Annotated in this window: 26 protein-coding genes, 1 pseudogene and 1 riboswitch; of the genes and pseudogenes, 12 read left to right on the top strand and 15 right to left on the bottom strand. The window is 65.6% G+C overall.

Features of this window, described 5'->3' with window-relative positions; genetic code table 11:
• Window positions 1-14 precede the first annotated feature (14 nt).
• The 4 genes from N4G47_RS01655 to N4G47_RS01640 form a co-directional block, all read right to left on the bottom strand.
• Window positions 15-995 (bottom strand): hypothetical protein, encoded by a 981-nt coding sequence (locus N4G47_RS01655; RefSeq protein WP_475284851.1) that lies wholly within the window; start codon window positions 993-995, stop codon window positions 15-17.
• A gap of 153 nt (window positions 996-1,148) precedes the next feature.
• Window positions 1,149-2,783, bottom strand: coding sequence for an autotransporter family protein (locus tag N4G47_RS01650; RefSeq protein ID WP_475284849.1), 1,635 nt, complete (start codon window positions 2,781-2,783; stop codon window positions 1,149-1,151).
• The gene (locus tag N4G47_RS01645) at window positions 2,741-3,559 is read right to left on the bottom strand and encodes a right-handed parallel beta-helix repeat-containing protein (protein ID WP_475284847.1); all 819 of its coding nucleotides are present in this window, start codon (window positions 3,557-3,559) and stop codon (window positions 2,741-2,743) included. Before N4G47_RS01645 ends, N4G47_RS01650 begins: the two co-directional genes overlap by 43 nt.
• Complete coding sequence (locus N4G47_RS01640; protein WP_475284845.1) at window positions 3,460-4,374, bottom strand: hypothetical protein; 915 nt, start codon at window positions 4,372-4,374, stop codon at window positions 3,460-3,462. Before N4G47_RS01640 ends, N4G47_RS01645 begins: the two co-directional genes overlap by 100 nt.
• A 346-nt stretch (window positions 4,375-4,720) precedes the next feature.
• On the opposite strand from N4G47_RS01640, the gene N4G47_RS01635 reads away from it, so the two are divergent.
• The gene (locus N4G47_RS01635) at window positions 4,721-7,117 is read left to right on the top strand and encodes an autotransporter family protein (protein WP_475284843.1); all 2,397 of its coding nucleotides are present in this window, start codon (window positions 4,721-4,723) and stop codon (window positions 7,115-7,117) included.
• Window positions 7,118-7,209: 92 nt separating this feature from the next.
• Here N4G47_RS01635 and N4G47_RS01630 read toward each other — a convergent pair whose 3' ends face one another.
• Window positions 7,210-7,335, bottom strand: a complete 126-nt coding sequence (locus N4G47_RS01630; protein WP_475289994.1) for a hypothetical protein — start codon at window positions 7,333-7,335, stop codon at window positions 7,210-7,212.
• On the opposite strand from N4G47_RS01630, the pseudogene N4G47_RS01625 reads away from it, so the two are divergent.
• The 3 genes and pseudogenes from N4G47_RS01625 to N4G47_RS01615 form a co-directional block, all read left to right on the top strand.
• Window positions 7,295-7,387 (top strand): annotated as a pseudogene (locus N4G47_RS01625) (FAD-linked oxidase C-terminal domain-containing protein); the annotation flags it as partial. The gene N4G47_RS01630 and the pseudogene N4G47_RS01625 overlap by 41 nt on opposite strands.
• 821 nt (window positions 7,388-8,208) lie before the next feature.
• Complete coding sequence (locus N4G47_RS01620; protein ID WP_475284841.1) at window positions 8,209-10,173, top strand: autotransporter family protein; 1,965 nt, start codon at window positions 8,209-8,211, stop codon at window positions 10,171-10,173.
• Window positions 10,174-10,710: 537 nt separating this feature from the next.
• Window positions 10,711-11,121 carry a hypothetical protein gene (locus tag N4G47_RS01615; RefSeq protein WP_475284839.1) on the top strand — a complete coding sequence of 137 codons (411 nt, stop codon included), beginning with the start codon at window positions 10,711-10,713 and terminating at the stop codon, window positions 11,119-11,121.
• Window positions 11,122-11,268: 147 nt separating this feature from the next.
• Here the strand turns inward: N4G47_RS01615 and N4G47_RS01610 are convergent, their stop codons facing one another.
• The 5 genes from N4G47_RS01610 to N4G47_RS01590 all read right to left on the bottom strand — a co-directional run bounded on the left by N4G47_RS01610 (window position 11,269) and on the right by N4G47_RS01590 (window position 16,444).
• Window positions 11,269-12,048, bottom strand: coding sequence for a hypothetical protein (locus N4G47_RS01610; RefSeq protein ID WP_475284837.1), 780 nt, complete (start codon window positions 12,046-12,048; stop codon window positions 11,269-11,271).
• Between the two features lie 493 nt (window positions 12,049-12,541).
• Window positions 12,542-12,832 (bottom strand): CS1-pili formation C-terminal domain-containing protein, encoded by a 291-nt coding sequence (locus tag N4G47_RS01605; RefSeq protein WP_475284835.1) that lies wholly within the window; start codon window positions 12,830-12,832, stop codon window positions 12,542-12,544.
• A complete protein-coding gene (locus N4G47_RS01600) occupies window positions 12,832-15,045 on the bottom strand; it encodes a TcfC E-set like domain-containing protein (protein WP_475284833.1) in 2,214 nt (737 codons plus the stop codon). Before N4G47_RS01600 ends, N4G47_RS01605 begins: the two co-directional genes overlap by 1 nt.
• Before the next feature lie 53 nt (window positions 15,046-15,098).
• Window positions 15,099-15,536 (bottom strand): CS1 type fimbrial major subunit, encoded by a 438-nt coding sequence (locus tag N4G47_RS01595; RefSeq protein WP_475284831.1) that lies wholly within the window; start codon window positions 15,534-15,536, stop codon window positions 15,099-15,101.
• 176 nt (window positions 15,537-15,712) lie between these two features.
• Window positions 15,713-16,444 carry a CS1 fimbrial subunit B flags: Precursor gene (locus N4G47_RS01590; RefSeq protein ID WP_475284829.1) on the bottom strand — a complete coding sequence of 244 codons (732 nt, stop codon included), beginning with the start codon at window positions 16,442-16,444 and terminating at the stop codon, window positions 15,713-15,715.
• A 201-nt stretch (window positions 16,445-16,645) separates the two neighbouring features.
• Here N4G47_RS01590 and N4G47_RS01585 point away from each other — a divergent pair, with 201 nt between their 5' ends.
• Window positions 16,646-17,017 carry a DUF805 domain-containing protein gene (locus tag N4G47_RS01585; protein ID WP_475284827.1) on the top strand — a complete coding sequence of 124 codons (372 nt, stop codon included), beginning with the start codon at window positions 16,646-16,648 and terminating at the stop codon, window positions 17,015-17,017.
• Window positions 17,018-17,271: 254 nt separating this feature from the next.
• On the opposite strand, the gene thiL is transcribed toward N4G47_RS01585, so the two are convergent.
• From thiL to N4G47_RS01560, 5 genes are all read right to left on the bottom strand, one after another.
• Window positions 17,272-18,234 carry a thiamine-phosphate kinase gene (gene thiL / locus N4G47_RS01580; protein WP_475284825.1) on the bottom strand — a complete coding sequence of 321 codons (963 nt, stop codon included), beginning with the start codon at window positions 18,232-18,234 and terminating at the stop codon, window positions 17,272-17,274.
• A 122-nt stretch (window positions 18,235-18,356) separates the two neighbouring features.
• Complete coding sequence (gene nusB, locus N4G47_RS01575; RefSeq protein ID WP_005408062.1) at window positions 18,357-18,836, bottom strand: transcription antitermination factor NusB; 480 nt, start codon at window positions 18,834-18,836, stop codon at window positions 18,357-18,359.
• On the bottom strand, window positions 18,833-19,300 hold the full coding sequence (gene ribH, locus N4G47_RS01570; RefSeq protein ID WP_107229832.1) for a 6,7-dimethyl-8-ribityllumazine synthase: 468 nt from the start codon (window positions 19,298-19,300) through the stop codon (window positions 18,833-18,835). The genes nusB and ribH overlap by 4 nt, the downstream gene beginning before the upstream one ends.
• A gap of 117 nt (window positions 19,301-19,417) precedes the next feature.
• Window positions 19,418-20,518: a 3,4-dihydroxy-2-butanone-4-phosphate synthase gene (gene ribB, locus N4G47_RS01565; RefSeq protein WP_475284822.1), complete on the bottom strand. Its 1,101-nt coding sequence runs from the start codon at window positions 20,516-20,518 to the stop codon at window positions 19,418-19,420.
• Window positions 20,515-21,162, bottom strand: coding sequence for a riboflavin synthase (locus N4G47_RS01560; protein ID WP_475284820.1), 648 nt, complete (start codon window positions 21,160-21,162; stop codon window positions 20,515-20,517). The genes ribB and N4G47_RS01560 overlap by 4 nt, the downstream gene beginning before the upstream one ends.
• A 77-nt stretch (window positions 21,163-21,239) precedes the next feature.
• A riboswitch (FMN riboswitch) is annotated at window positions 21,240-21,384 on the bottom strand.
• 200 nt (window positions 21,385-21,584) lie between these two features.
• Between N4G47_RS01560 and N4G47_RS01555 the strand changes: the two genes are divergently transcribed.
• The 7 genes from N4G47_RS01555 (at window position 21,585) to N4G47_RS01525 (ending at window position 26,852) form a co-directional block, all read left to right on the top strand.
• On the top strand, window positions 21,585-22,208 hold the full coding sequence (locus N4G47_RS01555; protein ID WP_475284818.1) for an outer membrane beta-barrel protein: 624 nt from the start codon (window positions 21,585-21,587) through the stop codon (window positions 22,206-22,208).
• Window positions 22,209-22,358: 150 nt separating this feature from the next.
• On the top strand, window positions 22,359-23,240 hold the full coding sequence (locus N4G47_RS01550) for a hypothetical protein (protein WP_475284816.1): 882 nt from the start codon (window positions 22,359-22,361) through the stop codon (window positions 23,238-23,240).
• A 91-nt stretch (window positions 23,241-23,331) separates the two neighbouring features.
• Window positions 23,332-23,871, top strand: coding sequence for a hypothetical protein (locus N4G47_RS01545; RefSeq protein WP_475284814.1), 540 nt, complete (start codon window positions 23,332-23,334; stop codon window positions 23,869-23,871).
• A 49-nt stretch (window positions 23,872-23,920) separates the two neighbouring features.
• Window positions 23,921-24,517, top strand: a complete 597-nt coding sequence (locus tag N4G47_RS01540) for a hypothetical protein (RefSeq protein ID WP_475284812.1) — start codon at window positions 23,921-23,923, stop codon at window positions 24,515-24,517.
• Between the two features lie 168 nt (window positions 24,518-24,685).
• Window positions 24,686-25,552: a hypothetical protein gene (locus tag N4G47_RS01535; protein ID WP_475284810.1), complete on the top strand. Its 867-nt coding sequence runs from the start codon at window positions 24,686-24,688 to the stop codon at window positions 25,550-25,552.
• Complete coding sequence (locus tag N4G47_RS01530; protein ID WP_475284808.1) at window positions 25,549-26,088, top strand: energy transducer TonB; 540 nt, start codon at window positions 25,549-25,551, stop codon at window positions 26,086-26,088. Before N4G47_RS01535 ends, N4G47_RS01530 begins: the two co-directional genes overlap by 4 nt.
• Window positions 26,089-26,159: 71 nt before the next feature.
• Window positions 26,160-26,852: a hypothetical protein gene (locus N4G47_RS01525; protein ID WP_475284806.1), complete on the top strand. Its 693-nt coding sequence runs from the start codon at window positions 26,160-26,162 to the stop codon at window positions 26,850-26,852.
• Window positions 26,853-26,895 lie beyond the last annotated feature (43 nt).

Genomic DNA, 26,895 nt, shown 5'->3' with positions numbered 1-26,895 from the left:
CGTGCCATGGGCGATCAATTGGCAATGACGACAGCCAGGACGTGCGTTGGGCTCCCATCAAGCGATCTGTTCCGCGCAGGAAGCAACACCGGCTCAGTAGTAGTTGGCCACCAGCACCGCCTGGCCGACGATGGCCCCGGCCTGCAGCGGTTCGGACGGCACGCGCACGTAGCGCGCGGCAAACGGAATGCGTTCGCTGGCGCCGGTTGAATCGGTGTGCGCCCAGACCCGCCCCATCGGCAGGGTCTGGCCCTGGTGCAGGATCTGCAGACCCACCCCCGCGCGTCCGAGCCGGCCGCCGGGGCCAGGATATCGGTCATGTTGCTGCGGTCCACCGCGTCCTGGATCTCCAGCGACACCGGGCGGCCCGGAACGCCGCAATCCATCAGCACGTCGAAGGCCTTGTGCCCACCCACCAGCGAGGTGTCCAGCACATCGGCACTGATCGGATCCAGCACCACGTTCGCATCGGACAGCGTGCAGGTGGTGCCGTGGAACTCGTAGCCGATCTCGAACTGGAACTGCACCGGCTGCGAGGCGGTCATCAGCACACTGCCGACCGCGCGCTGCGGCAGCGGGCGCATCGGCCCGCCCCGCGAGTAGAAGTTCAGTCGTGCCCAGTGATCGGTGCGGCCGCCATGCAGGTACCAGGGGCTGTCACGCATCGCATCCATGTCGGTTTCCAGACCTTCGTCATGCTCCGGCAGGCTCTCGAACGACACCGTCATCAGCGGCGAATCGGGGCTGATCTCGTAGGCGGGTACGCCGTCGATATCGCGCACATAGGTCAACCCGGCAAACATCGGGCGCAGCGCGATGCTCTCGCTGGCATCGCACTGGAAGCGGATACCACGGCTGGAGGCGCGGTGCAGCAGTACATCCGGCGCCTGCACGAAGCGCACAGGCACGGTTTCGGCATATACCACGCTGGTGCTGTCGGGCACGCAGGCGGCGTGCGCACTTGCCCAGGGCAGTGCGAACAGGAGTGCTGCCATGGGGGCCCATGGCAGCGAACGGGAAACATGCATGGCGTGCTGCCGATGACAACGAAGGACGCACATCGTGGCGATGATCCGTCGCCCGTTCCATGCAAAAAGTTGCAAGCCCCCATGATGGACCTGCCAAGTAGCGACTGGGCGCCGGCGCAGTCACCAGCGGCGGCGTATGCCCACCTGACCACCTACGTTGCGGTAGCCATGGTCACCACGCTGTACGCTCAGCCCGCCCCATGCGCCCCAGCGCTGGCCCAGCTTCAACTCGGCACCGGCCTGCACTTCATAACGATTGCGCGGCACGTCCGCGCCCAGCCCTTCATCGTTGAACTGCAGGGTGCTGGCACCGCGGCCGCGCAGCCAGTTCACGCCCAGGTACGGCTGCACCGTGTTGCCGGCCGCAGTGCCATGACCGAACACGCGCACGCCCAGGCGCCCACTCAGACCGCCCACATCTGCATGATCGACAACCGTGCCATTCGCCTCCACGTGGCGATCCGCGCGGTAGTCTGCATACGTCAGCTGCAGCTGCGGCTGCACGTACAGCGCACTGCCAGTGCCCTGCCACACGTTGAAGGTATGGCCCATTTCCAGTGACGCAGTGGCCACGCGTGAATCGTAGTGCTCCGGCTCCAAGCCGATACCCTGCACACGGTTGTCAAAGCGACCGAACTGCATGGTTGCGTCCACGTAGGCGCCATGGGTTGCTCCTGCATCCTGCAGCCAGGTGCCGTACACGCCCACGGCGGTGCCCAGCACGCGGCCGGTGGCGGTGTAGCCGGTCAGCTCCGAGGCGACACGATTGTCAGCACGGCCGTTGCCCAGCATCACACCAAACGCGGCATTGCCACGACGCACCAGGTCGCTGCCAAGCTGCAGCACCGACGTATTGCCATCCACCGACAGCTCGCCCCCCACCGCAGTGAAGTCCGCATTGCTGCGGCCCACGCGTGCCCATGCAGTGCGCTCACCCGCAAGGGCGCCGGTGCGGTCATGCATCCGGTGCGCGAACATGTTCACCGCAGCGGACTGGTTCGCCAGATAGGCACCCGGTTCGGGACGCAATACCGGCGGTGGCCGGAGGGGATCGACGATGCCACCGTCCTCGCCCTCGCCACCTTCAATCGGGTCCGGACCCGGGCCGGGATTGACCACGCAGCCTGGCGCTGCCGGGTCGTCTTCGCAGACATCGAACCATTGCGAGCGCAGGTACCAGTGGCCATCGCCCGGGTCGCTCAGACCACCCTGGAACAGGAAGTACTCGTAGGCTCCGGCAACAGCGCGGCCGGACAGCGTGAACTGCGCCAACGAAGCACCGTCCACCTCGATCAGCGGGATGCCATCGAGCGTGGCCGCACCGCCGCCACCGATGTTGCGCACCACGACTGCGCCATCACCGTGTGTATCACCACGCACGTGCAGGCGGTCGACGGCCGAGCCATCATCGGCCAGCGCACCATGGAACAGGAAAGTGCTGCCGCTGCTGTGCAGGTCGCCTTCCACGGTGAGGGTGTTGAAGCCATCACCCAAGCCGGCCGACAGCAGCACCGCGCTGTCGCGTGCCTCCAGCGCGCCCACGCTGGCATCGCCGCGCAGCGTCCACTGGCTGCCCTCCTGCAGCGACAGCGCCTGCACCCGGTCGGAACTCCCCCACCACTGCGAACCGTCGCGCAGGGTCATGTGCACCTGCGACTGCGGCACCAGACCCGCATCCAGGTCCTCCGGTGTAATCACGATATCGCCTTCCATCACCGCCCCATCGGCCAGGGCCACATCGAAGCGCCCGGACACGGCCGCGTCCAGCGCCAGCGCGGTGCCATTGCCCCCACCAGCACCGCGCCGTTACCCAGCGTCAGCCCCGCAACGCGGCTGCTGCGCACCCACACGCCACCGTGCCGTGCACTGGCCAGCGAACCTCCATCGATGCTCATCCGCCCGTTGTCATTGATCACCGCCGCCCACGCGCCCTCGCCTTCGGTGCGCACGTGGGTGTTGGTCAGCGTCATCTCGCCGGCACCGCCCGACAGTACGCCATGCGCCTGCACGCCGCCGGTACGGATCAAGCTGTCGGCAAGGGCCACCGTGCCGCCCAGCCGGGCGATGGCACCGATGGCGCCGTCGCCTTCGGTGTGCAGCTCGCTGTAGGCGGCACCGGCCACTGAAGGCACACCGTAGCCCCCTTCCGCATACAGCCCATGGCCGTTGGCACCGGTGGTGTGCAGGCGGCTGCCGCGCACTGTGGCAGTGCCGCCCAGTACCGCAATGGCCTGGTTGAACTGGCCACCGGCCGCGATCTCCGAGGCATGCACCTGCGCCTGTGAGCCGCCGCGCAGGGAGATGCCCACGCCGGCGTTGGCTGCAACGCGGGAACTCTCTACGGCCACCTGACCGTTGTCCTGGTTCGCATCGATCGCCGTACCGACACTGGCCAGCGTGGTGTTGCGCAGGGTCAGCGCGGCATCACGCATCATCGCTGCACCGAAATGGCCACGCACATCCACGCCGTCCAGCACCACGTTGCCGCCCTGCTGGGCAAAGCTGATGGCGGTAGCATGGTTGCCGTCCACGTGCAGGCGCCCACCGTGCATCTGCAGGTCGCCCCCACGATCAGTCCAGAGCCAGACCGCTCATGGCTGAGCACGATATCCACATTTTCCAGCAACAACGTGCTGCCCTGCGCCGACAGCACGCCACTGCCACCTGCAGCGGCAGCGTGGATCTGCACATCGCGCAGCGTCACATCGCTACCCGGCTGCGCCCATACGCCGGCGCCGCTGCCGGCGAGATCGATGCGTACACGTTCGGCCAGCAGCGAGCCTCCGTGCACATCCAGCGCGTTGGACTGGTCGCCCTGGATTGCAATCACGCTGTCGCGCACCACCGCCTGACCCTGCTGCACGTGGATGCCATGGGCCAGCCCGCCACGGGTGCTGATGTGCACGTTGTCCAGTGAAAGCGTGCCGGCCACGGCTTCTGCGCCATGCGACGCAGTGCCTTGGGTTTCGATATGCGTTCCGCTGGCCTGTACCTGCCCACCGCTGGCAGCGGAGAGGCCTGCGGCGCCATAGCCGGTCGTTAGTACGCTGCCAGCCTGCAGCTGGATGCGGCTGCCTGCCCCTTCGGAACGCGCAGCGGCGGCGCGTTGCCCCTCGGTGCGCAGGTTGACCGCGCCAGACGGAATGAGGCTACCTGCATTGATGGCAAGGAACGCGTGGCCTGCGGGATTGCCAGGCTCCACCGGGTCGGTGGTGTGGTAATCGCCGGCTGGCGGGGTTTGATCGTCGCCATCGGCGATGACCTGTTGAGCCAGAGCGAAGGGCGATGCCAACGCAGCAGACAACGCCACGACCAGCAGATGGGGACGGGGAAGCCCAGGACGCATGCGGAGTGATCCAATGGAAGGGGGACCACCGTAGTCAAGTGCACTGGCCGCGCCCATCGAAATGATTGCAACCCATCGCGGCTGCGGCGACGTGTCGCACCTGTAGGCGTGGCAGCTTCACTGCGCTGAACAGCAGCCGTCCCGGGCCTCGATTGCGTCGGTGCTTTGCAACTAATTGCATGGGTTGCGGCCTGCGCTCCGCCCAGAATTCGTGCCGAACAAGACACAGGCCGGCGATTTCAGCCCATCACATCGACATCACGCCATCAAGCCGAAAAGGCCACATGGGTGAATCAATACGTGGCGGCCCACCTGTGCCCACGCTTTCCCTACAAAGGACAAGACGATGAACCGTCACACTGCCCACCTCACCCTGCCCACCCTGCGCCCGCTGGCCCGAGGGCTGCTGCTGGCCCTGGCCGCCGTATCCACCGCCCCTGTCCTTGCAGGCGATCTGGATGGACAGAGCGCAACCGTCAACGCGGGCGATCCCGTTGAGGAATGGACGCTGATCAACGGCTCGCTGCTGCTGGTCAAGGGCGGATCGACACTGCGACTGACCGCCGGCGACGATTCCATCATCAATCTGGAAGAAGCATCAGTCAGCCGCAGTGGAACCAGTTCGCACGCGGCCTCACTGAACAGCCGTGCGATCCTCAACGCCACCGATACCACCTTCCTCGGCGGTGGCATCTTCGTCGGCCACAGTTCGTCAGCTCATCTGGTGGGCAGTCGCATCCTTGTAACCCCCACCAATGGCATGGATCCGGCGCAAACCCTGAGCATCGGCGTGGACATGGTGGACAGCGGTCTGCTGCCGGCCCCTTTGGACGGCCGCGCGATTCTCGATTCAACCCTGATCCAGGTCAGCGATGCCGCGGCGCCCAATGATTTCTTCAGCGGCCTCGGCCTGCGCATGTCGCATGGGCAGATCGACGTCGTCAACGGTTCGCGCATCGAAGCGGCCAACAATGGCGCGCTGCTCTATGGGCGGGCACCGATCGTAGCCGACCCGGTGCGACTGAACATCGATGCTTCGACCGTGCAGTCGGGCCGTGGTGCGGCCATCCGCATCGGCGCGGTGCAGGATGGAACGTTCAACATCAACATCCGCAATGGATCGCAGGTATCCGGCGGCGATGGCAACCTGCTGCTGATCAACTCGCTCAGCGGCACTCCAGTGGCCGCGCAGAACACCGTCAGTTTCACCGTTGATGATTCCCGGCTGGCCGGCAACCTCACTTTCGATACCGCCACTGCCGCCGGTACTCTGGACGTCACCCTGCGCAACAAGGCGCAGATCGATGGCCGCTTCATCAACGTCACCACCGCCAGCATCGACACCGACAGCACCTGGATGATGACCGGCGACAGCAACGTCGGCCATCTCACCCTGGGCGCGGGCGGTACGGTGGCGCTGGGCAATGGCAGCAGCTTCAACACGCTCAGCCTGGATGAGTTCACCGGCAACGGCGGCACGCTGCTGTTCAACACCCAGCTGGGCGACGACACCTCGCTGACCGACAAGTTGGTGATTGCAGGTGATGCCAACGGCCAGGCCAACGTGCGCGTGCTCAATGCCGGCGGCGCCGGTGCAAAGACTGATCGCGGCATCGAACTGATCGATATCGGCGGCGCATCCAACGCGCAGTTCGATCTGATCGGCCGCGCCGTGGGCGGTCAGTACGAGTACTTCCTGATGAAGGACGCCAACGGCAACTGGTATCTGCGTTCGGAACTGGGCGGTGCGCCGGACCCCTGCCTGGTCGACCCGACCCTGCCGGAGTGCAAGCCGGTGGACCCGGTCGATCCGATCGACCCGCCGACGCCGATCCTGCGTCCGGAGACCGGCGCCTACCTGGCCAACCAGTTCGCGCTGGACCAGATGCTGCGCCACAGCTACCGCGACCGCCAGGGCGGCGCCGCGCCGGTGGATGGAATCCGTGGCTGGGCCCGTGTTGACGCTACGCAGAGCAAGCTGGGCGCAGTGGATGACCAGCTCGACCTGCGCGTGGACCGCTCTCGCCTGCAGCTGGGTGCCGACATGGGCGTGTTCGATGACGGCCGTGGCCGCGTCGGCGTGATGGGCACTGCGGCACGCAGCAGTGCCACTTCGCGTTCGGACGTGACCGGTTTCAGTGCACGCGGCAAGCTGGAAGGTGGCGCACTGGGCGTGTATGGCAATTGGGCCAATGATGCGATGTACGTGGATGCCAGCGTGCAGCGCGGCCAGTTCCGCAACCGCGTGCAGGGCGACGGCCTGGCCGAGGAGCGTTACGACTCGGATATCTGGCAGTCGTCGGTGGAAGCCGGCTACCGCTTCGGCATCGGCCAGATCGGCAACACCGCGCTGAGCCTGCAGCCGGAGCTGCAGCTGATCTACACCGACGCCAAGACCGATGTGCATACCGAGACCAACGGCACCGTGGTGCGTGCGCAGGGCAACAGTGGTCTTTCCGGCCGTGCCGGCCTGCGCCTGCAGGGTGAATCGCGCTCGGCCGCGGGTGCCTCGGTCAGCCCGTACCTGGTGGCCAACTGGTACCGCGATGGTGCGGGTAATGGCATCGCCTTTGACGACGAAGTGTTGAAGGCCGGCATTCCGCGCAACCGCTATGAACTGAGCGCGGGTGCACGGGTGGAGTTCCGCTCCGGCTTCAGCGCCTGGGGCGGGTTTGGTGTGATGCGCGGTGACAGTGGGTATCGCGAAGCGACCGGCAATCTGTCGGTAGCCTACCGCTGGTAATGGAAAGAGAACGGCGCCGGAGCAATCCGGCGCCGTTTCACTACGCGCGATGCGCTTTCTGTAGAGCCGAGCCATGCTCGGCTGCTTTCCGGTCAGATCATGAAGAGTGCCGCGCTTTGCGCGGCAAGCCGAGCATGGCTCGGCTCTACAAAATTTTTCCGCGTTGCCTTCATTCTCATGGCGCAGGCGTTCAGCCCGGCGACGATGCGCGCGATCAAGGCCACGCTCGATCCGAACGGAGTTCTCAACCTGGGCAAAGTGTTACCTCCGGGGTGCCTCATCAAGGTAGCAGGTGGGCGCGTGGGCGCGGAGCATGGTCTGCCCCCCGCGTTGCCGGACCTGACGCGTCGGTACAAGCCGCGGCGATAGAACGCGCCGCAACACACATGCGACACCGTGTCGCAGTCCTGCACAGTGCCTGAAGCGATGCCGGGTGTTGAGCGCGCTTTGCAACTTTTTGCATGGGACGGCGGAGCGCTGGCCGTGACACTGCGGCCAACAAAGACACGTGCTATCGCTTTGAGTCCCCATCCTCACGGGAGTTTCACAGGAACCGAGGCAATACGGCTCCTGACCTGAATACGGTTGGCCCGGTGTGGTGGCGCGTGTCTCCCCCTGACACAAGGATTCATCCATGCAGATCGCCCCCGATACCCGCTCAATCTGCGGGCCCACCGTGCGCCCGCTCCTCCGCAGCCTGCTGATCGCGGTGGCGACCCTGCCCGCCGCCACCGCGCTGGCGGGGGACCTTGATGGTCAGACGGCCGACGTTGTCGCAGGCGATCCGGTCGAGGCCTGGACCCTGATCAACGGATCGAAGCTGACTGTGACCGGTGCGCGCAGCAACCAGATCGCCGCCAGCGACACCTCCGCCATCATCCTGGACGGGGCAGAGGTCCATCGAACGGGACTGGCCGGCACCTCCCAGAGTGCCATCAATCTGTATGGCAGTGCCTCTCTGGATGCCACCCGCAGCCGATTCACCGGGGGGCATCACGTTGGATGGCCCGGGCGCATCGGCCCGGCTAGTCGGCGGCAGCGTCATCGTCCACACCAACCAATTGCTTCCCACCGCGCAGAAATCGATCGGTGTGGATCTGATCAGCCTTGGCGCCACCTCCGGCGCCAATCCCTACGCGCGGATAGACGGAAGCCGCATCGATGTGCAGGACGTTCCTGCTGCACCGTCGCCGTACGCCAGCGGCCTGGGCGTGCGCCTGCAGGTGGGCGCGATCGACATCGTGAACGGCTCCAGCGTCAGCGGGGCGAACGTGGGCGCCCTGCTATGGGGCGCAGCCAACGGAACCGGCGTTGTCCGCTTGGCCGTCGATGACTCCTTCCTGTATTCCGGGCGCGGCGCCGCCGTGCAGGTAATGCCACTGACTGACAACACCTACGACATCGCCGTGGTCAACAATGCCCATCTTGCAGGTGGCGACGACAATCTGCTGCTGGTGGGGGCTGACTACACCAGCAGTGCACGTACGGATGTGAACTTCACCGTTGATGATTCGCGCCTGGCAGGCAACCTCACCTTCGACCGGACCTCCGTCACCAACGGCAGCTTGGACGTGACCCTGCGCAACAAAGCCCAGATCGACGGCCACTTCATCAACGTCACCACCGCCAGCATCGACAGCGATGCCACCTGGCTGATGACCGGCGACAGCACTGTCGGCCACCTCACTCTGGGCGCCGGCGGCACCGTGGCGCTGGGCAACGGCAGCGCGTTCAACACCCTCAACCTGGACCAGTTCACCGGCAACGGCGGCACGCTGTTGTTCAACACCCAGCTGGGTGACGACACATCGCTGACCGACAAACTGGTGATTGCCGGCGATGCCAATGGCCAGGCCAATGTACGCGTGCTCAATGCCGGCGGCGCCGGTGCCAAGACCGATCGCGGCATCGAGCTGATCGATATCGGCGGCGCGTCCAACGCGCAGTTCGATCTGGTCGGCCGCGCCGTGGGTGGGCAGTACGAATATTTCCTGGTGAAGGACGCCAACGGCAACTGGTACCTGCGCTCGGAGCTGGCCACCGCGCCGGACCCGTGCGTGGTGGACCCGAGCCTGCCGGAGTGCAAACCTGTCGATCCTGTCGATCCTGTCGATCCTGTTGACCCTGTGGAGCCGCCGCTGCCGATCCTGCGACCGGAAACCGGCGCCTACCTGGCCAACCAGTTCGCGATGGACCAGATGCTGCGCCACAGCTACCGCGACCGCCAGGGCGGCGCCGCTGCCGCGGACGGCATCCGTGGCTGGGCCCGTGTGGACGCCACCCAGAGCAAGCTGGGTGCAGTGGATGACCAGCTGGACCTGCGCGTGGACCGCTCGCGCCTGCAGCTGGGTGCGGACATCGGCGTGTTCGATGACGGCCGTGGCCGCGTCGGCGTGATGGGCACCGCTGCACGCAGCAGCGCCACCTCGCGCTCGGACGTGACCGGCTTCAGTGCACGCGGCAAGGTGGAAGGTGGCGCGCTGGGTATGTACGGCAACTGGGCCAACGATGCGATGTACGTGGATGCCAGCGTGCAGCGCGGCCAGTTCCGCAACCGCGTGCAGGGCGACGGCCTGGCCGAGGAGCGTTACGACTCGGATATCTGGCAGTCGTCGATGGAAGCGGGCTACCGCTTCGGCATCGGTCAGATCGGCAACACCGCGCTGAGCCTGCAGCCGGAGCTGCAGCTGGTCTACACCGATGCGAAGACGGATGTGCATACCGAAACCAACGGCACGGTGGTGCGTGCAGCGGGCAACAACGGCCTGTCTGGTCGCGCCGGCCTGCGCCTGCAGGGTGAATCACGCTCGGCCGCGGGTGCCTCGGTCAGCCCGTACCTGGCGGCCAACTGGTACCGCGATGGCGCGGGTAATGGCATCGCCTTTGACGACGAAGTGCTGAAGGCCGGCATTCCGCGCAACCGCTATGAACTGAGCGCGGGTGCACGGGTGCAATTCCGTTCCGGTTTCAGTGCCTGGGGTGGCTTCGGCGTGATGCGTGGTGACAGTGGTTATCGTGAAGCGACTGCCAATCTGTCTGTGGCCTACAACTGGTAATGAAGCGAAAACGGCGCCCGAGCAATCCAGCGCCGTTCCACTGTGCGCGATGCGCTTTCTGTAGAGCCGAGCCATGCTCGGCTGCTTTCCGATCAGATCGCGAAGAGCGCCGCGCTTCGCGCGGTAAGCCGAGCATGGCTCGGCTCTACAAGTAAGCTGCATGAACTTTGACGCATTCGCCTCACTCTGCATGGCGACAATTCGCGCCCATACGCATTACAACAACTTTGAATTTGAAACTTTTCTGATTGGTACAGCAGCACTCCTGTGCACATGATGGATGGCCACCGACAACGGGTGGCACGGGCTTGCAATCCCGTTTGGTAACTACGTTGTTTACGCTTGTCTGTCGGCGTCGCTCATCCCTCGGGCGGCGCCGGCAGGCATTCTGTTCGCTCGTACATGGCGGACGGTGCGTGGGGGCCTAGTGCCCGCCGGCGTTTCGCGTAGTTACCACCGGTATTGCAACCACGCACCGTCCGCCACCCTCGCTGTTAAGCGGGGTGGCTTCTTTGCCGCATGCATAAGGAAGCTGCCATGACCAAGTCAAAGTATCCGCACCTGTTCGCCACCCACGGCGACGCCGCCACGCGCCTGCCTGACGATCTGGCGCGCACGCTGGAACGCACCTTCGAAACCCTGCAGGAGGGCCAGGCCCCGGGCAGCATCACGCTGCAGGCCTGCCTGCAGCACATCCGCCAGGGCGATGGCGCCGATGGCCAGCCATGGCCCGGCAAAGGCCGCACGCCGGGGCAGCGGCTGGCACTGGCGCGCATCGACCGCGCCAACGCCGGGCTGACGTTTCTGTTGGAGTTGCTGCACGCTACAGAACGCGTGCGCGTGGATGGCGAGGTGGACCAGCAGATGGGAGACGGCGCGCGCGAAGGACTGCTGCTGGCCTGCCGTGGGCTGGCCGAGTATGTGGATGTGCAGTTGCAGGCGGCGTAGCAACGCCGGCCAGGACCCGACGCGACCGACGTCGGCGCCACAGCGTAGAGCCGAGCCCATGCTCGGCTGCTTCCGGGTCAGACCACGAAGAAGCCCGCGCGTTGCGCGGGAGCCGAGCATGGCTCGGCTCTGCACGAAGCTGCCCGCCTAGGGATTGGCGTCGAACACGATGGTGACGTCCCCTGCCCAGCGCGACCCCGGCGCCTTCAGCATCTCGGTAACCGCCTCGCGGCCGGCAGTGAACCGCAGCGTGGAGCGCCGGCCCATCAGATAACCGTCCGGGGTGAAGCGCGGCGAGGGGCCGCCTTCCGGCGGCAGTGGGGTGTTCTGCGCAGGACGGCCATCGTACACGCTGCTCATGCCAGGCAAGGTCACATCCACATCCACCGGTACCACTTCACTGCTCATTTCATTGCGGATGCCACAGCGTCCGGCCGCCTCATGTTCGCAACGCAGGCGCATGCTGAAATCCATCGAGGTGGTCAGATGGAACGGCAGCTCCTGCCAAAGTCGTGCAGGCGCGATCCCATGATCCACCCATCGCTGCCAACCACCTTCCGGTGCAAGCTGTGCAACTGGCTCAGCCGCCGCGAACTGAACCTTGAACGAGTGTTCCACTGTCAAGGCGAAGTCGATGTTGATCATGTCCACCTCAGTTGTCGCATTGTCTCCAAAGTCGAAATCACGACCGGGACCTACGCCATAGCCAACTGAAGCCACGTACATTCCACTCTCCATTGCAAGCGGATCTGGAGCAATCATTTCATAGCCGATTCCAACATCTTCGATATGCATGCCTTCAAAATCGAAGGCTGTTGTCTTCGTACAGGAATTTCCCTCAGTGGGTACGTACCATTGGAAGTCGTACCACGTCGGACCTGAAGAGATGGTACCCACCCCTGACAACCAGGCGGCGGATAGGTCCATATTCCTCTGTTCCAGAGCGGACCATGACCATTCACCGACGTCGACCCGGTGATCTCACTTGCCGGGCGCCCAAGCACGTAGCGACCACCAAAGAGAACGATTCTCCATTTCAGGTCAAACTCCCGGCCGCTCCCCACATGGGCCACCCGAAGCGTCTGCCAATGGTTTGGAAACCTGAAGTACGCCTGTTGACGATCGGCGGCTCCAATTCTGAACTCACCGTACTTCAACCCCAACGGAACCTCGATGCTTCCATTGACGCCACGCCCCACACACCAGGAGGGCTGACGTCTGCATATCCCTGAGTTCGGCGTGGTGTTCACGAATTTGACGTGTGTCGGATCCAGCGCGTTTGGACGGAACTCAGCAGTAATACTCAGATCTGCCGCGGCTCCGTTCGTGCTGATGAGTGCGAGCAGCATTGTCATTGCGCATCGAGCCGGGGAGAGCATGGTGGCTATCGTGGATTTCATTTCACACCCTGAAGTGAAGTTCATGGACCGGCTACCACCGGTGGACAAGTCAGTCCGCCCACCATCAGCACATCGCCTTCGCGTGGGTACTGGCCTTCTTCCATGGTCAACGTGCAGCTGACCAGATTCGGGTAGCGCAGCTCGACCACCGGCGCGCGCGCACTCAGTTCCAGGGTGAAGAAGCCTTCTTCCTGGCTGACGCTGCGCCCGGCATGGTTGATGACCTGCACGCCACGCACGCCACGCCCTTCGGCATCCAACACCTGGCCCATCACGGTGAAGGTGCGCAGCACGTCCAGCGTGGTGTGCATCACGCCCCCTTGTTGAGGTGGTAGTGCACGCTTGACGGTTGCAGGGTGGCGGCAGGCGCCTGGCCGCCCTGGAAATCGAACTGCACGTGACCAGCACGGTAGGCAGCCACCGGCACGAAGTTGCGCCCCGGGCGCAGCCTCACGCCGCCACCGGCGCTGTCATCGGCGCGCAGCTGCAACCCGGGGTAGTCACTGCGCACATCCACGATGATGCCGGTATCGGCGCGGCCACTGCGCCCCTGGCCCAGCACTGCCGCGCGGCCCGCGCCGAACACCACGGTGCTGTCCAGGTTGGCGCTGCCACTGACCGCTCCCGTGCCGGCCGCGCGCAGGATCTGCACGTCCCCTTCCAACAGCGGGCTCTGCAGATAGGCACCGGCACCGGCACTGATGCCGTCCCGCTCGACACTGGCGGTGCCGTTCACGCTGCGCAGCACGCGGCCGTCCAGTTGCTGGCTGGCCGTGGCGCTTACATACGTTTCGCGCTTGCCTGCATCGCCGCTGCGGCTGCCGAGGCTGCCGCTGTAGCTGCGCTGCTCGCTGCCCATCGACAGGCTGAGAGTCAGATCGATGCCGCGGTCGCGGCGGTAATGCGTCACCCGGCTGCCCGGTCGATCGTAGGCGGACACGCGCCAGTTCACGTCGTGCCTGCCGAAGAGGGTTTCGCGGCGGCCGTAGGACACGTCGATGCCGGTACCGCGGGTAAAGCCGGAACTGCGCGCCACACGCACACTGGCGTTGTCGCGATGGCTGAACCGATGGGTGATCGACACGGCGGTGGTGTCCTGCCAGCCGCCACGGGTTTCCCAATGCGGTGGCTGTCCTGCACCGGGCACCACACGCTGGCGCTGCTCTGCCCAGACCCGCGCATGGTTGGCCACGATGGTGCCCGCCTTGTAGCGGTACAAGCCCTGCAGATCGACACCACGCCCGGCATCGCTGGAGGTATAGAAGTTGGTATAGGTGCTGAGGCGTTCACTGGCCTGCCAGTCCATCGACAGACCGGCCGAGCGACGCTCGCCGATCTGCTGTACGGTGGCGCCGGCCACGGCACGCGGATGCACCAGGTAGTTGACCACCGCGCCTGCGGCGACCGTGCCCTCGCGCCCCTCACCGGCGCTGTCCAGCAGGCCGCGCTGTTGCCCTGCAAAAAGACTGTAACGCCAGCGTCGCGTCGGGTCGCGCCAGCGGTTGGGTTTGTGCACCGCCGCGGTTTCGCGCGAGGCCTCGCGGCCGTCCTCGATCACCCGCAGTTCGACGTCGTAGATGCCGGCGGGCAGGCGTCGGGTATCCACCTCCTGGATGCCAGGGCTGACGGCCTGGGTGGCCAGCAGGTTGCCGTTGCGGTAGATCTCGACCACCCCCTCGCGGCTGGCGGTGACGTAGACCGGGTATGCCGCAGGGCTGCGGCTGTCGGCCAACAGCACATCCGACGAACCGACCATCACGCCGAATGCCGTGTCGTTCTGGGTACCCGGCGCGCGTGGCTGGCGGATGATGCCCTCGAACGTCGGCAGGAAGTAGCCCGCCCGCAGGAAGTGATCGCCGAGTTCGCGCTGTGCGTACAACGCGCTGAGGTAGTGCTCGGCCATGCCGGCCTGCGCGTAGTACTGGTAGCTGCCAACCGTGCTCCAGTGGCCGATGCTGCCCTGCAGTTCGGCGCTGTAGCGGACCGCGCGCGGCTGGTCCTCGCCAGCATGCACGGCCAGGCTGTTGCGTACGATCAACCCGTGGCTGCCGCCCTCGGGCAGCGCGATATGGCGTGTTTCGGCCTGCGCGCCGCCGGGGGTCAGCAGCGTAAGCAGGGAGTTGGACAGGCTGTAATGCAGCGCGGACAGACCACGGCACGACGTGCTGCAGACGCCCAGCGCCATCGGCTCGGCCAACTGCTCGGCCCAGCGCGCGCGTTCGGTTTCCGGCCAGGGGCTGTCATGGCTGTCGCCAAAGCCAATCACCTGCACGCGGTTGTCGTCGTGCAGCATCACTTCGGCATCGCCCAGATAGCGGCCGTCCAGCTCGACGCGCACCGTCAGCGGGCTGCCGAACAGGTGATCGCGGAACTCGGCCGGCATGCGCTGGCGCTGCTCCAGCAGGCTGGGCAGCTCGCCCGCCGCCAGCCCGGCTGCGTGAGCAGAGGCCGCCGAAAGCGCAGCGACGACGGCGATGGTCAGCCGCCGCAGCGGTGTGCGTGCGGAGAGAGGGGGCGATGTCATCATGTCATCCGGAACTCCCTGCGGCGGCCAGCACCGCAGGGAGATCCCATCACTCAGGGAGCGATATCGCTTTCGAAGATCATGTGGAACTGACCGCCGTAGCTGCCCTGCTTGTAGCCGCCGCCCGGCGCGGTCGCCGCAATGGCGAAGGCCAGCGACTTGCCCGCGGCCGCCTGGGCCGCGGTGGCGACGATGATCTTGGACGCGGCGGTGGCCGGAACCACGACGTTGTCCAGCTTCACGGTCAGGTCCACCACGTCGGCGGCAGAGGACATCTGTGCCGGGGCGGTCAGGTAGGCACTGATTTCGGCCGGCGATTTCACGTTGATCACGCGACCGGTCAGCTCACCCAGGGTCTCGCGGGCGGTGTCCCACGGCAGGGTCTGCGGCAGGCCTTCCCAGCCATCCGGCGTGGAGACCTGCAGGCCGGCGGTGTTCGGCACATCGGCCTGGACGTTCACGGTGATGCTCTTGGTTTCAACGGCGGCCATGCTGATGGCCGGGGCAATCAACAGGGCGCGGCGGCGGCCAAAGCGAAGTTCTTGCGGTGCATGGGAATGCGCTCCTAATGGTTGTGGAACAGAGAGAAAAGCCAGGAACAGGACACAGCTGCCCGACGGGCTCCTGGCGGACCCGATCGCGGGAAGTACTTGGTATGGAGTTCGCGTCAGCGACGGGAGTCGATGCTGCGCCGGCTGCCGCCCTCCATCAGTTCAAACCGATGGAAACGTGACGGGTCTTCTGCAAGAACATGGCTGCGGCCGGGCCGCACGTGGACCAGCACACCGGCGTCGCAGACATCTGGCGCAGCGCGATCGCACTGCCGCATGTTGTCCAGCACGATCGTGGCGTTGCCATCGTTCTGGATCCGGTTGCCTTCGATACGCGTGTCGTAGCGCACGTTGTCCGGCGCAACGAACAGAATGGTGCCGAAACCGGTGAATACCTGGATGGAGGACGTTACTTCCACCGCCGCACGCGCTTGCTCTTCGGTGAGCGAAAACTCTTCGGCGGTTGGCGCAACCGGAATGAAGCGCAACCGGTAGTACTGCTCTTCGTTGCGATCACCGCGATGCACCAGCCGCGTGGCCTGCTGGCCATTGGCGGCAATGATCAAACGGCTTGGGCTGGCGATGACACCCTGCGCGCCCGCCACATTTCGGGCCAATGACGTCGTATCCACAGGGGATTCCGCCGCTTTTCCCGCGGCATCAAACTGCATGCGGGTGACTTCAACACGCACGTAGGCGGTGCCCTCACCCGTGTTGCGGATGCGCTTGAGCAGATTGCTGTTGGCGGGCTGCAGATAATCAAACAGCGGACCAACGTTGATGCTGGGCGGGCTGGCGGCAGCGCTGACGGCAGCGGCAAGCAGCGCCAGAAAGAGGGCGATACGCATGAATGGCTCCTTGAAGGGAGACGATTCTATGAAGACCCCAGGCCGGTAACATACAAATTGTTGCGTTTTTTCTAAGCGTGATCGGAGTTCGCTTGGAGAGAAGGGCGGATCACTTCGTTCCTCGGAACTGCAACAAGTTGTATGGCCTGGGGCTTCATGCAGATAGATAGTGCGGGGCTCTCATTTGAAGGAGTAAACCCGATGCACAAGATGATGACGCCGCTCAAGCGCTACACGCAGTTCAACGGGCGCGCCAGCCGCAGTGAGTTCTGGTGGTTCCAGCTGTTCATCCTGATCGTTTCGATCCCGTCGTACATCCTGAGCTTCATTGCCGGCTATACCGGTTCGCAGAGCCTGGCACTGGTTTCGACTGGCTTGAGCCTGGTGATGGCGCTGGTCTTCGTGCTGCCCTGCCTGGCCGCATCCGTGCGTCGCCTGCACGATACCGATCGCTCGGGCTGGTGGCTTCTGCTGGGGTTCGTACCGTTTGCGAGCCTGGTGCTGCTGGTGTTCCTGGTGCTGCCCAGCACGCCAGGGGACAACCGGTTCGGTTCGCCGGTGCCACACGTATAAGCGATTACGCCGGGCAATGCCCGGCGTTTTTGTTTGTCGCCCCCGCTCTGGTAGGTGTCGACCTTGGTCGACACGAGGCTGGCAAGGAGGCCTGACAGATCTGTGCCAACCAAGGTTGGCACCCACCACAGCAGCGCTTCGGTGCAGCTGCTCCGCTCTGGTAGGTGTCGACCTTGGTCGACACAGACGTGCCAACCAAGGTTGGCACCTACCGCAGCAGCAAGGTAGCGCCGGGCCATGCCCGGCGTCTTCAGTTACGCGAAGTGCTGGTAACCGCCATCGGCGGCTTCACCATCCACGTGCACGCCCTGCCCTTCGGCGATGCGGCCGATACGCGTCAGCGGCAGGTCCAGTGATTCGGCCAGGTAATGCAGCGCGTCGCGCTGATCGGCGGCAGCGGTGAAACACAGCTCGTAATCGTCGCCACCACGCAGTGCGCATTCTCGGGCGCCTTCGCGGCCCAACAACTCACGCAGCGCATTCGAAATCGGCAGCAGATCGGCATCGACATGTGCGGCCACCGCGCTGCGCGTTGCGATATGGCCCAGGTCGGCCAGCAGGCCATCGGACACATCCACCGCCGCATGCGCGAACGCACGCAGGCGCAGGCCGAGGGTGACGCGCGGCGTCGGCCGCAGCAGGCGCAGGCGCAGGCTTTCGTAGTCGGCCAGCAGCGTTGCCGTGGCCACGTTCAGCGCGCCCTGCTGCCACAGGCGCAGCGCACCGGCGGCATCACCCAGCGTACCGCTGACCCAGATGTCATCACCGACCTGCGCGCGGTCGCGGCGCAGTGCCTGGCCACGACCGACCTGGCCCATCGCGGTAACTGACAACGACAGGGGGCCGCGCGTGGTGTCGCCACCAATCAGCGCGATGTCGTGCTGATCAGCCAGCGCGAAGAAGCCGTCGGCGAAGGCTTCGATCCAGTCTTCGGTGGCCTCCGGCAACGACAGCGCCAGCGTGCACCAGGCCGGGCGCGCGCCCATCGAGGCCAGATCGGAAAGATTGACCGCCAGGGTCTTCCAGCCGATGTCGAAAGCCGGGGTTTCCACTGGGAAATGCACGCCACTGTTGAGCGTATCGGCGGTGACGACCAGCTGCTCGTTTGCGCGCGGCTGCAGCAGCGCGGCATCATCGCCGATGCCGAGCAGGATGTCGTCGCGCTCCAGGGTACGGGCGCGGATGCGGTCGATGAGGGCGAATTCGGCCAGGGACATGGGGCGCTCCCGCGGTTATGCATGCCGCGCAATGCGCGGTGGGCGGTAGTGCCGGCCGCTGGCCGGCAACCTCAGGTTCCCCGCAGCTGCCGGCCAGCGGCCGGCACTACCACAGGTATGGGTCAGTGACCCGATTCGACCTTGCGCCATTCCACGGCGGCACGATCCAGCACGCCGTTGACGTAGGTGTGGCCGTGTTCGGAACCAAAGCGCTTGGCCGATTCGATGGCTTCGTTGATCACCACGCGATACGGCACGTCCAGGCGGTAACGCAGCTCGTACGCCGCCAGGCGCAGCACGGCGCGTTCGATCGCGTCCACTTCCTCGATGCCACGGTCCAGATAGGGGCCGAGCGCTTCGTCGATGTCACGACGGTTGTCGAGCACGCCGTGCAGCAGCGCCTCGAAATACGCCAGATCGGCGATTTCGCGAGCCTGCTCGTGGGCGAACTGGGCGATCAGCGACTGCGCGTTGCCACCGGAGATCTGCCAGGCGTAGATGGCCTGCACGGCACGACGGCGGGCGCGCGAGCGCAGCACCGGATCGACGCCATCGCGGCGGACGGGTTTACCGGAGGGCTTGCCCTGGGTGTTCTTGTTCATGGCAGCTGCTCCAGAAGATTGACCATTTCCAATGCGGCGAGTGCGACTTCCTCGCCCTTGTTGCCGTGGCTGCCGCCTGCGCGGGCCTCGGCGTCTTCAACGCGTTCCACCGCCAGCACGCCGTTCAGCACCGGCACGCCGAAATCCAGCTGCACGCGCATCAGGCCTTCGGCGCAGCGGTCAGCCACGTGTTCGTAGTGGCGGGTGTCGCCACGGATCACGCAGCCCAGGGTGAGAATGGCGGCGTGTTCATGGGCGGCAGCCAGGCGCGCGGCGACCAGCGGCAGTTCCCAGGCACCCGGCACGCGGATCACGTCGATGTTGGCTTCGGTGATGCCGTTGCCCGCCAGGCTCTGGCGGGCGCCAGCAACCAGCGTATCGGTGATGCGGGCGTTCCAGCGGCTGGCCAGGATGGCAAAGCGCGCCGTCTCGGGGGTGCGAAGATCGCCTTCGTAGTGGCTCATATGCGGCTTGGGGGTTCGATAAGGGGGTAATTCTAGCGTGGATGGGCCCAGGGGGCGTGCCGACCAACGGTCGGCACCCACCGTGGGTGCCGACCGTTGGTCGGCACGCCGAGGGGATTACAGGGCCACCGTCTCCACCACTTCCAGGCCATACCCGGCCAGGCCGATCTGGCGGCGCGGGGTGCCCAGCACGCGCAGCTTGCCCAGGCCCAGGTCGGACAGGATCTGCGCGCCGGCACCGTTGCGGCGCCACTGGCTCACGTCCTTGTCCTTGCCCGGTACCACCGGCGCCGGCTGCTGGCGCAGGCGGGCCAGCAGGCTTTCGCCGTCGCGCGGGGCCTGCAGCACCACCATCACGCCACTGCCTTCGGCATCGATGGCCCGCAGGGCATCGGTCGCGGCCACGCCAAAATCATCACGGCGCCAGTGCAGCAGGTCGGCCAGCGGGTTTTCCACCTGTACGCGCACAAGCGTGGGGGTGTCCGCGTCCGGCGTGCCGCGCACCAGCGCGAAATGCAGGTCGTGGGCGATGCGGTCGCGGTAGGTCACCAGCTTGAACGGGCCGAACTCGGTGTCGATGTCACGCTCGTCGACGCGCTCGACGGTCTTCTCGGTGGCCAAGCGGTAGGCGATCAGGTCGGCGATGGAGCCCATCTTCAGGCCGTGCTCGCGGGCGAACACTTCCAGCTCCGGGCGGCGCGCCATGCTGCCGTCGGGGTTGAGGATCTCCACCAGCACGCCGGCCGGTTCCAGCCCGGCCAGCATCGCCAGGTCCACGCCGGCTTCGGTGTGGCCGGCGCGGGTCAGCACGCCACCGGGCTGGGCGATCAGCGGGAAGATGTGGCCCGGCTGGTGCAGGTCGGCCGGCTTGGCGTTGGGCTTCACCGCGGTCCGGATGGTGTGCGCGCGGTCGTGGGCGGAAATGCCAGTGGTCACGCCTTCAGCCGCTTCGATGCTGACGGTGAAGTTGGTCTGGAACTGCGCGGTATTGGCCTGCACCATCGGCGCCAGGCCGAGGTCGGCGGCGCGGGTGCGGGTCAGCGGCAGGCACACCAGGCCGCGGCCGTGGGTCACCATGAAGTTGATGTCGCTGGCCTTGACCAGCTCGGCCGCCATGATCAGGTCGCCTTCGTTCTCGCGGTCTTCGTCATCGACGATGACGACCATGCGGCCGAGGCGGATGTCTTCCAGGATGTCGGGAATCGGGGCGAAGTTCATGCTGCATCTCCCTGTGGGTGCTGACCCTCGACAGGTGGGTGCCGACCGTTGGTCGGCACACCGATCAACCGCTCGACATACCGAGCGACCAGGTCGATTTCCAGATTGATCGCGCTGCCCACGCCGGTGGCGGAAAACGCGGTATTGGCCACGGTGTGCGGGATCAGCGCGACTTCAAAGCCTTCATCGTCCACTTCATTGACGGTGAGGCTGACGCCGTCCACGCAGATCGAGCCCTTCTTGGCGATGTAGCGGCGCAGCGCGGCCGGCGCGGCGAAACGCCAGCGCTGGGCGCGGGCATCTTCATGGATGGACAGCACCTGGCCGAGGCCATCGACATGGCCGCTGACCAGATGGCCGCCGAGGCGGTCGGTCGGGCGCATGGCGCGTTCCAGGTTGATGACGGCGCCTTCAGCCAACTGGCCCAGCGTGGTCAGGCCCAGGGTCTCGGTGGAGGCATCGGCCTGGAAGCTGCTGGCGTCGAACGCGATGACGGTGAGGCAGACACCGTTGATGGCGATGCTCTCGCCCATCTGCACGTGGTCGAACGGCAGGTTGCCGACGTTGAAAGTGAAGCGGACATCGCCGCCGATGGCTTCGCGTGCGGCCAGACGGCCGACGCCTTCGATGATTCCAGTAAACAAGAAACGTTCTCCGCGGAAAGTGAGCGAAAAACGCCGCAAGGCAAACAGGCGGGCGCAGGGCCGCAAAGGCCCTGTGGCACCGTCTTCTTTCATCCGGACTATACCGTCGGCTCCGGCGTTGGACCGGATCTGCTGACCCCCGGCCGTAGACCGGGGCGCTCGCGGGCTCGTGCTTGCGCACCTACCGCCGGTGGGGAATCGCACCCCGCCCTGAAGACGTTTGTGTACCGGCGAACCGGCGCGCCCAGTGTACCAGCCCGGGCTGAACGGGGTCGGGATACAGCGGGGCGTGCCCTGGCCTGTGACCGCCGTCGCTCGCATTTCGTAAAACTTTCATTAAAATCGGCGGTCGGACGACATGAGGTCGCCACGGACTGCCGCATAGGTGGACCGCCAATGGACTGAAATTCCCAGGAATTCCCATGCGCAAGATCCTGATCGTGGCCGCCCTGCTGGCTGCCGCCCCGTTCTCGGCCTCGGCCGACGCCCTGAGCTACACCTACGTCGAAGGCGGCTGGACCCAGGTCAAGACCGACGACGACGTGTTCAACGATCCGAAGGTTGATGGCGGCTATGTGCGCGGTTCGATCGCGCTGTCCGAGCAGGTGCACGTGTTCGGCGGCTGGAACTACGCCAGCAAGAGCTACGACTACGACTACGGCTCGCTGAAGCTGAAGCTGAACCAGCCGGAGCTGGGCGTTGGTTACCACATGCCCTTCAGCGACCGCGTCGACTACACCGCCGACATCGCCTGGGTGCGTCAGCAGGCCGAACTCACCGTCAAGGACGTGGACTACGGCCGCTTCAGCAGCAAGGACCACACCAACCTGGTGCGTGCCACCATGGGCCTGCGCGGCAAGCCCTCGCGCATGACCGAAGCCTGGATCAAGGCCGGTTACATGGACGGCGGCAACGAGTTCAAGGGCACATGGGTCGGCACCCTCGGCGGCCAGATCAACTTCACCCGTACCTGGGGCCTGGTCGGCGAGATCTCCGGCTACCGTGACGTCACCCAGTACTCGGCCGGCGTTCGCGCCAGCTTCTGATTGCCCGATCCTCGTCGTGTGATCGAACGGGTCCCGCAAGGGGCCCGTTTTTCTGTTGGCCATCGCGCGCAATGCGCTTGGCTGCCGTGCGCCATCGAATGCCATGACAAGTGCGCTAGGCTTGCCGCCCTCTGGAACAGGAACACCGTCATGAAGACCCCCATCCGCGGCCTGCTGGCCACCGCACTGCTGTGCGCCCCGTTGTTCGCTGCGGCTGCACCGGCGCAGCTGACGCCCGAACAGACCTTCGATCTGTATGCACGTGCGCTGCTGGAAGACGATGCCGCCGCCACCCGCACCCTCAACGACGCCCTGAAGCCGGCATTCGATGGCCAGGATTCGCTGACGCCAGTGCCGGGCATGATGGCCCTGGCGCTGGCCGAACCGTGGCAGACGGTGCTGGCCGTCGCTGGCGCGAAGGGCGATCCCGCCGCCGCTGAAGCGATGTACGCCAAGGCGCTGAAGGCCTCGCAGTGCCGTGCCACGCGCAGCACGGTGGAAGACAACGAGTACGTGGACGACCAGAAGATCGCCCGGGTTGATTTCAGCTGCCAGCTGGCCGACCTGGACAGCGTACGCCCGCTGTTCACTGCCAGCTTGAGCGGCGATGACAAGGCCGCACGCACGCAGTTCACCGAGGCCTACACCAAGGGCCTGCAGAGTGGCCCGCGCAAGGCCGTGACCGGCACCCTCACTCTGTACACCGCCAAGGACAAGGCTTACTGGTACAGCAGCAACTTCGACGACCTGGTGGACCCGGTGCTGGGGGCGCTGGCGCCGTTCGAAGAATGGCTGCAGGACGTTGAAGCGGCCAAAGCACCGAAGGTGACCGGTGTACCGGGTTGCGACCTGCTGCTGCAGCAGCATCGCAGCTGCGTGGCGAAAATCGCGCCGGACCAGATCAGCGGTGTTGATGCGATGGCCGAAGAGCTGAAGGCCAAGGCGCAGGTGATGTCGGCCGAGGAGATGACGCAGGAGTGCAAGTCGCTGCGTCCGATGGCCGAAATGATGTGGACCGATGAGTGCGCGTGAGGCCACAGCGCTGAAACGACTGGGACTGGCAGCACTGCTGCTGGCCCCTGTTGCCTCCCTGGCGTCGGCACCTGCGCTGACGCCTGGGCAGGTGTTCGACCTGTATGCACAGGTGATAGTGCACGGTGATACGGCCGCGCAGGCTACGCTGGCCCGCTATCTCGATACCGACAACGGGCCTGCCTTCGCCGCGGCACTGGCAGCGGCAAGCCATCTGGAAGAAGCGCCCGAACTGGCTGATTGGCCGAAGGCTGCTGCAGCACTACGCGAGCGGCAGACGTCAGTGCACTGCGCCATCGACAGCGTGCGCCATCCGCAGACCGACAGCGCCGACGTCGACTATCGATGCCACCTGCCCGACCTGTCGGCACTGCTGCCCGTTTATCGACAGCATCGCGTGCCGTTCAATGGGCCGCATCCGCCACAGATGGCGAAGGAGCTTGCGATGGCGTACACGCAGATGATCGGCGTGGCACCGGAGCGGGAAAAGATCATCACCGTGTCGTTCCATCGCGACCATGACCGTGCCCCTTGGCGCATACAGAACCCGACACCGCTGATGAGCGGGCTGGCTGACGCGTTCCTGCCGTTCTTTGAATGGAACGAGCACCTGCCCGACGACGCGCGCTGATGCCAGGCCATTCACCACCCTTGTTTGCCGATCCGTGGAGTACCCGCCGTTGTCACGCCTGCTGATGCTGCTGTTGTTCGTGGTTTCCTCTGCGTCGGCGCAGTCACCGCCGCCGACGTCCGGGCAGAGCTTCGACCTGTTCGCCCGCTTCATGCTGGAAGGTGATGCCGAAGCTGCCGCGCAGGTCGCCGCATTGACCGGCACGCCGATGCCCACCGAACGCTGGGAAGATGCGGTGGGCCGGGTGCTGCTGGGCGATGCCCGCGCAGACAACGCGCGCACGCAGGCCGGGCGTGAACTGTCGGCGCAGGTGGCGCAGGCACTGCGGCAGACCGGCTGCCGCAGCACCGGCAGCGAACGCCAGGACGGTGACGATCTGCAGGTTGCCCGGGTGGCCTACAGCTGCCAGGTGCCCGACCTGGCGGCACTGCAGGGCGGCCTCACGGCGGCCCAGCTTGCCGCACTGGGCGAGCGCGACGAGCCGGCCGCCATCCGCATGTTGGCCGATATGCTGCAGCGTGCGCCCAAGCGCCCCCATACCGACAGCGCGACCCTGGCACGCGAGGGCGATGGTGATGCCTGGGTGCTGCAGGACATGACGCCCCTGTACCTGTGGGTGCAGATGCTGCTGACGTTGCCGGAGTAGGTGCAGCCCGCGCCTGCGGCAGCACCGGATCTTGTCCGGCCGATTCCTGCAGGCCGTGCAGGCTGTGCGCGCGCCGGCAGCAGGGCCCGCGGAATTTCGGACAAATTGCATGGACCGGGAGGCGCAAGGCGCTGATCCTCGCGGATGTCTCCCGCTTTCGTCCGTGCCATGTTGAGAACCATCCTTGCCCTGCTGCTGTGCGCGCCCTTCGCCGCGAATGCTTCTGCGATGTCACTGGAAGCCACGTTCGATGCCTATGTGCGCGTCGTCACCCAGAATGACCAGGGCGCCAGGATCGCACTGCGCAACAGCCTGCGCACGGCGGATCCGGGCGCATTTCCCTGTGCCGGGGCCACCGCCGACGTGCGCCATGCATTCGGGAATCTTGCCTCAGGTTTCGATGCAGCTGCTGCCAGTACGGTCAACGCACGCCTGAAGACCATCCACTGCCGTGCGGTCGGAATCGAAGAGGACAGCTCATCCCGCCAGGGCATCGTGACCTACCAGTGCACGCTTCCCGATGTTTCTGCAGCCTTTGATGCCTACCGGGAGCAACTGACACGATCACGCGCAGGAGATCCGGATGACGATGGGTTCAAGGCCTTCCTGGCCGTGCATGCCGCAACGCTGGGCAATGCTCCTGAGATCAAGTACATGTCGAGCGCGCAGTTCTCCCGTATCGGCGACAGTGGCCCATGGGCCAGCACCGACATGCTGCTCCTCGGCATGAGTCTGTTGAGAAGACTGATGCCGTTCGACGATTGGAACGAGCGCATCCGGGCAGAGTCCGTCACCGCCTTTTCCGGCATTCCCGCCTGCGATCTTCTGCTGGATGCACAGTTGAAGTTCGCCGAGCGCTACGACCCGGGAAACCCACTGCAACGCGGAACAGCACTGCAGGACAACGTGGCGGGAAAAGTTGCGATGTTGGGCCCCGAGGGGGCAGCCACCTACTGCCGGCTCACTCATGAACAGAACCGTCCTGTATTGGAAGCCAATGCCAGCGGTGCACCTGCTGCCGGGATGATCGAGTGAGCCTGCGGGGAGCGGCGCTTCTGTTCACTGCAGCGGGTCTCTGCGCGTGCATGCCTCTGGCGGATTCAGATGAAGCCACCAACCGGGTCCGCAATCACCCGCATCCGGAAGCGCCACGCTGCACTGATGAAGACGACGCACGGAGCTGTCTGCTGCGGTTCGCATCGGCGCCTGTGCGCACATTCACCGCGCGCGCCGATTGCAGCGCATTCACCGAACGGGGCGACAAAGTGATGATCGAACCCCGCACACGTGATGCGCATCCTGCCAGGTTCCCTGCGGAGGCGCGCGAGGGCGGCGTGGTGCGCCTGCGGATGCGGGTGGACGTAGACGGGCGTCTGCTGGATACGCGGATACTCGAATCCAGCGGCAACACCCTGCTGGACGCAGCAGCTACGGACGCGGTACGGGACTGGTGCTACCTGCCGGCACACCGCGATGGTCGCGATGTCGGTGGCGACGTGGAAGCACTGTTTCACTTCAATGTTTCCACTTGGCCGGTGCACGGCCAGAAGAAGCCCAAGGGTGTGCAGTGACCGTGTTGGCCGGGGCACCTCGATCAGGCAAACGGTGGGCTGTCGCTGTCCTTTCGATGGTAATGGCCGTGTTGAGCGGCCACGCCGTCGCCCTGCCTCCCGAGCAGGAATACAGCCTGCAGGCACGTGTGCTGCTGCAGGACGATACCGAGGCGCGGCATGCGCTGCGGGTGCTGGACGAACGCGCAGCCCCCGCCAGCAGCATCGACTGGCAGCCCATTGTCGACGACGTTCCAGCGTGGCTGGCGCGACAGCCACTGTCCGTTCCCTCTCCGACCATCATCCACGCGTTTGCCGAGGCCCTGGCGTTACGCCTGCCGCACGTGCGCTGCACCGCGCAGGACTTCGTCGCGCTGGGATCTCCGGAAATCGGCATGTACCGGCTGCTGTGCCGGCATCCCGACGTCGAGCCGTTGCGGCAGGCGTATCTGGCACTGCGCGACATTCCGAAGAGCAAGCAGCAGGCGCACGTCGATAGGCTTTTCTCGCGCTGGGCAGCACTGCTGCGCGAGGCGCCGGATGCCCCGCACTGCACGCCGGTCACCGGCTGGTACCAGGCGCGCCATGAATTCGCACATGCTGAGCGCGCGCACCAGTTGCATCAGGTCGTTCTGGGACGGCTGCTGCCGCTTGATACGTGGCTGGGGCAGCCGATTGTGGCCAATGCGGAAGAGGTCTGTGAACCCGCACACCATCCGCAGGATGATCGGAATGCCGGTGTGCTGCCGCGCGCGGCCCGGCGTGATGGGAAGATTTCGGACTAGTTGCATGGACCCTCCGGCGATCAACCCCCATCCTCGGCACCCC

This window comes from Stenotrophomonas sp. GSD10 (assembly GCF_056172695.1).
This window is presented reverse-complemented; position numbering and strand designations above follow the sequence as displayed.

Excerpts from the sequence above, each read along its gene's own strand:
- N4G47_RS01655 (WP_475284851.1), bottom strand. The coding sequence starts at position 995 with ATGGCAGCACTCCTGTTCGCACTGCCCTGGGCAAGTGCGCACGCCGCC.
- N4G47_RS01640 (WP_475284845.1), bottom strand. The coding sequence starts at position 4,374 with ATGCGTCCTGGGCTTCCCCGTCCCCATCTGCTGGTCGTGGCGTTGTCT.
- N4G47_RS01635 (WP_475284843.1), top strand. The coding sequence starts at position 4,721 with ATGAACCGTCACACTGCCCACCTCACCCTGCCCACCCTGCGCCCGCTG.
- N4G47_RS01615 (WP_475284839.1), top strand. The coding sequence starts at position 10,711 with ATGACCAAGTCAAAGTATCCGCACCTGTTCGCCACCCACGGCGACGCC.
- N4G47_RS01610 (WP_475284837.1), bottom strand. The coding sequence starts at position 12,048 with ATGGACCTATCCGCCGCCTGGTTGTCAGGGGTGGGTACCATCTCTTCA.
- N4G47_RS01605 (WP_475284835.1), bottom strand. The coding sequence starts at position 12,832 with ATGCACACCACGCTGGACGTGCTGCGCACCTTCACCGTGATGGGCCAG.
- N4G47_RS01600 (WP_475284833.1), bottom strand. The coding sequence starts at position 15,045 with ATGACATCGCCCCCTCTCTCCGCACGCACACCGCTGCGGCGGCTGACC.
- N4G47_RS01595 (WP_475284831.1), bottom strand. The coding sequence starts at position 15,536 with ATGGCCGCCGTTGAAACCAAGAGCATCACCGTGAACGTCCAGGCCGAT.
- N4G47_RS01590 (WP_475284829.1), bottom strand. The coding sequence starts at position 16,444 with ATGCGTATCGCCCTCTTTCTGGCGCTGCTTGCCGCTGCCGTCAGCGCT.
- N4G47_RS01585 (WP_475284827.1), top strand. The coding sequence starts at position 16,646 with ATGCACAAGATGATGACGCCGCTCAAGCGCTACACGCAGTTCAACGGG.
- thiL (WP_475284825.1), bottom strand. The coding sequence starts at position 18,234 with ATGTCCCTGGCCGAATTCGCCCTCATCGACCGCATCCGCGCCCGTACC.
- nusB (WP_005408062.1), bottom strand. The coding sequence starts at position 18,836 with ATGAACAAGAACACCCAGGGCAAGCCCTCCGGTAAACCCGTCCGCCGC.
- ribH (WP_107229832.1), bottom strand. The coding sequence starts at position 19,300 with ATGAGCCACTACGAAGGCGATCTTCGCACCCCCGAGACGGCGCGCTTT.
- ribB (WP_475284822.1), bottom strand. The coding sequence starts at position 20,518 with ATGAACTTCGCCCCGATTCCCGACATCCTGGAAGACATCCGCCTCGGC.
- N4G47_RS01555 (WP_475284818.1), top strand. The coding sequence starts at position 21,585 with ATGCGCAAGATCCTGATCGTGGCCGCCCTGCTGGCTGCCGCCCCGTTC.
- N4G47_RS01550 (WP_475284816.1), top strand. The coding sequence starts at position 22,359 with ATGAAGACCCCCATCCGCGGCCTGCTGGCCACCGCACTGCTGTGCGCC.
- N4G47_RS01535 (WP_475284810.1), top strand. The coding sequence starts at position 24,686 with ATGTTGAGAACCATCCTTGCCCTGCTGCTGTGCGCGCCCTTCGCCGCG.